The organism is Komagataeibacter kakiaceti JCM 25156, assembly GCF_000613305.1.
Map to the genome: position 1 here is coordinate 1 of NZ_BAIO01000181.1, position 4,144 is coordinate 4,144.

The 4,144-nt window shown below is 61.8% G+C and carries 2 protein-coding genes and 1 pseudogene; all 3 read left to right on the plus strand.

All coding sequences use genetic code 11. The features are described 5' to 3' along the window. Window positions 1-214: pseudogene (locus JCM25156_RS23315) on the plus strand (1-deoxy-D-xylulose-5-phosphate reductoisomerase); the annotation flags it as partial. Between the two features lie 47 nt (window positions 215-261). Further along, a complete protein-coding gene (gene rseP, locus JCM25156_RS10090; RefSeq protein ID WP_025812988.1) occupies window positions 262-1,371 on the plus strand; it encodes an RIP metalloprotease RseP in 1,110 nt (369 codons plus the stop codon). Between the two features lie 192 nt (window positions 1,372-1,563). Then, on the plus strand, window positions 1,564-3,981 hold the full coding sequence (gene bamA, locus JCM25156_RS10095; RefSeq protein ID WP_025812990.1) for an outer membrane protein assembly factor BamA: 2,418 nt from the start codon (window positions 1,564-1,566) through the stop codon (window positions 3,979-3,981). Window positions 3,982-4,144 lie beyond the last annotated feature (163 nt).

Genomic DNA, 4,144 nt, shown 5'->3' on the forward strand with positions numbered 1-4,144 from the left:
CGGGGCCGCGCCCGCCATCCTGTCGGGTGCGAACGAAATCGCGGTGGAGGCCTTTCTCAAGCGCGAAATCGGGTTCCTGGATATTGCGCGGATTGTCGAGGATGTGATGCAATCACTGGGCGCGCAGCGGGCCGACACGCTGGAGGAAGTGCTGCACTGGGACCATGAGGCCCGTCGTGTCGCCCGCCTTCGCACGGTTGCGCGCGCGGCCTGAATGATTCTGGATGGTCTTTCGGGCCATCGGGAGATAGCGTAGCGACCATGCATGATCTGATCCGGACTGTTCTGGCCTTTTCCCTGGTTCTGGGGGTTCTGGTTTTCATTCACGAGCTTGGTCACTACCTTGCCGCACGCTGGCGTGGCGTGCATGTGGAGGTGTTCTCGATCGGTTTCGGCCGTCCGCTGCTGCGCTGGCATGACAGCGTGGGAACGGAATGGCGTCTGTGCCCCGTGCCGCTGGGCGGCTATGTCCGCCCGCATGGATTCGAGGGACCGGAAGACGCGACCGAGGAACAGAAAGCCGCCTGGCAGCCGGGCCGGACCTTTCATGACAAGCCGGTCCTGTCCCGGGCGATCGTGATCGTGGCGGGGCCGGTCTTCAACTTCCTTCTGGCCATTGTCCTGTTCACCGGGCTGTTCGCCATGGCGGGGCAGCCGCATGTCCTCAATCAGGTGGCGCAGGTGCTGCCCGGCAGCGCCGCTGCCAGCGCGGGCGTGGAAAAGGGTGACGAGATCATCCGCGTCGGCGCGCATACGGTGCGTGACGTGGCCGATCTCCAGTCGTTCGTCAGCGGGCAGGCGGGGGCCGAGACCACGCTTACGGTTCACCGCAATGGGGCAGACACGACGCTGCCGGTCCATATCGGCAGCGTGGCGGAAAAGGGCGCGGCCCCGCATGGGCAGATCGGCGTTTCCTTCGCCGCTGAAATGGGCAAGCCGCAGCCGCTGCCGCAGGCTTTCGTCTCGGCGGTGAAAGAGACGTGGCATGTCTCGGTCCAGACGCTGGACGGGCTGTGGCAGATGATTTCCGGCCAGCACAGCACGAAGGATCTCGGCGGCCCGCTGCGCATTGCGCAGATGTCGGGGCAGGTGGCGCAGTACGGCCTGTCCAGCCTGGTCTCGTTCATGGCCCTGCTCTCGATCAACCTGGGGCTGATCAACCTGTTCCCGGTGCCGATTCTGGATGGCGGGCGGCTGGTGTTTTACATATTTGAAGCCATTCTGGGGCGGCCGGTTTCGCGCCGCGTGCAGGAAGTCAGCTTCCAGGCCGGGTTCGCGCTTGTTGCCGGGCTGTTCCTGTTCTCGACATTTAACGATCTGTCACATTTCGGGCTGTTTCAGTGGCTCGCCTCACGCGCGGGACAGGGCTAAGGTACCCCGCGTGACACAATTACTTGCACATCGCGGCGAATATCGGATAGGTCCGCCACGAAGGCTGATACATGACAGGAAGGGAGCCGGCCCTCCATCCGGTCTTAATGCATGGCTGATCCGCATGCCGAGTGGTGAGGAATAGCGATTTTGTCGAGTAAACGTTCAGCGCTGCTTGCGTCTGTCTGCGTTGTGCCGCTGTTCTGGACAGCCAGTGCCTACGCACAGGATGAAGCGGCACAGAACACACCATTCAGCGGGGACATGGCGCCAGGCGATGCGGAACAGCCGCAGGAGCCGGAGGTCGAGGCCATCAAGCCGCCGCCGCTCGAAGACCCGATCGAGGCCGTGGACATCAAGGGCAACAGCCGGATCGAAACCAGCACCATCCTGTCCTACATGGTTGTCCAGCCCGGTGACCGCTTCAATCAGGATCTGCTCGACCGTTCGCTCAAGACGCTTTACGCCACGGGCCTGTTCCATGACGTGACGCTGAAGCGTCTGGGCAACGTGCTGGAAGTGCACGTGGTTGAAAATCCCATCGTCAACCGCATCGTGTTCGAGGGCAATCACGCCGCCAAGGATGAGGACCTGACCAAGGTCATCTCACTGCGTCCGCGCGCGGTCTATTCCCCGCAGGGCATCTCGGCCGACCGGCAGAAGATCCTTGCCGTCTATGCGGAAAAGGCGCGTTACGCCGCCACCGTCACGCCGCAGATCATCCGGCTCGCGCATAACCGCGTGGACGTGATCTTCCATATCAACGAAGCGCAGAAGACCCTGATCAAGAAGGTCACCTTCGTCGGGAACCACGCCTTCAGCAGCGCGCGGCTGTCCGGCATCGTCTCCTCGAAGGAGACGGCGTGGTACCGCTTCTTCGCCTCCAGCGACCAGTACAGCCCCGAGCGGATCAAATACGACGCCGAACTGCTGCACCGTTTCTACCTGAAGAACGGCTTCGTGGATTTCCAGATCAAGAACGCCACGGGTGAACTCTCCCCCGACCGCAAGTCCTTCTACATCACCTACACGATGGAGGAGGGGCCGCGTTACCGCCTGAACAAGATGGATGTGCGCTCATCCCTGCGCCATGTCACGGCGGCGTCAATGCGCAAATACATCACCCTGTTCCACAACCAGTGGTACGATGGCAGCGCGATCGAGCATAACGCCACCAACATGCAGGAACTGCTGCAGGGCAAGGGCTATCCCTTCGCCATGGTCCACCCCGAAATCGCCCGCAACCCGGAAAAGCGCACGGTCAACCTTCTGTTCGACATAAGCGAAGGCCCGCGCATGTATGTCGAGCGCATTGACATCAACGGCAACACGATCACGCAGGACAAGGTGATCCGCCGCCAGCTACCCATGGCCGAAGGCGACCCGTACACGCCGCTGGACCGTAAATATTCCAAGATGATCCTGGAGGATCTGGGGTTCTTCAAGACCGTCGCGATCGACCAGACCCCCGGCTCCGCGCCGGACAAGGTCAACATCTCGGCCGATGTGGTGGAAAAGCCGACGGGCGAATTCTCGCTGGGTGGCGGCTATTCGACCGATGCCGGCGTGCTGGGCAACCTTGGCCTCAAGCAGCATAACCTGCTGGGCACCGGCATAGACGCGGGCTTTACCGGCACCGCCGCGTATTATGAAGATCAGGCCGACATCTCGCTGACCGATCCCTACTTCCTCAACCGCAACCTTGTGGCGGGCGTGGATCTGTTTGGTATCCAGAACCGTTACATGACCTACCAGAGCTATTCGGAAGGGCGGTACGGCATCACGCTGCGTATGGGGTATTCCTATAACAACCACCTGTCGCAATCGTGGAGCTATACGCTCACCGATCGTAACGTGGGCGATACATGGTCGGATTCGTCCTATTACGTTCTGGATCAGGCGGGCTGGTCGCTGCTGTCGCAGCTCAGCACCACCCTGACCTACGATACGCGTGACCGGCGCCAGCAGCCGCACAAGGGGTTCGTGGTGCGTGTGGGGGGTGACTTCGCCGGTATCGGGGGGAACGAGCGTTACCTGCGCGGCAAGGTGGACGCGGCCTATTATGTTCCGCTCGACAGCATCATGGGCAACCATGACTGGACGGTGGAAATGCGTGGCGGCGTGGGTGACATCATGAACTGGGGCGGTGGCCGCAGCGACATCATCGATAACTTCTACCTTGGCGGCACCACGCTGCGCGGGTTCATGGATGGTGGTGTCGGGCCGCGAAGCATGGCCATTTCCGCGCGTGACGGGAACCCCATGCACTCGCAGGAGGATTTCCTCGGTGGCCGGTTCCTCTATACCGCTTCGGCCACGGTGCATTTCCCCATCCCGTTTGCGTCCGCCATGGGGCTGAGCGGGCGTTATTTCGTGGATATGGGCGGTCTGGATGGCCTGCGCGTGCGTAACCGCTATACATCCATGAAAGACTGGCCCAAATATACTCCTGTCTATGGTGATACACTCACGCCGCGTGTCTCGACCGGTGTCGGCATTGCGTGGAAAAGTCCGTTCGGGCTCGTGAATATCGATCTGGGCGTTCCGCTGGTCCGTCAGGAACATGACAGGACGCAGTTGCTCCGCTTTGGCTTCGGCCAACAATTCTGAGGTGATAATGTTGCGTAAATCCGGCATCCGTCTGCTTGCCGCAACCGCTCTGCTCGGGTGGGGAACTCTGGTCGTACCGGGCGCGCACGCTCAGGGCGCGTCAGGGGGTGGAAACGCGGGCTGGTTCGTGCCCAAGGGCGACCCAGCCCGCCGCCGCACGCCC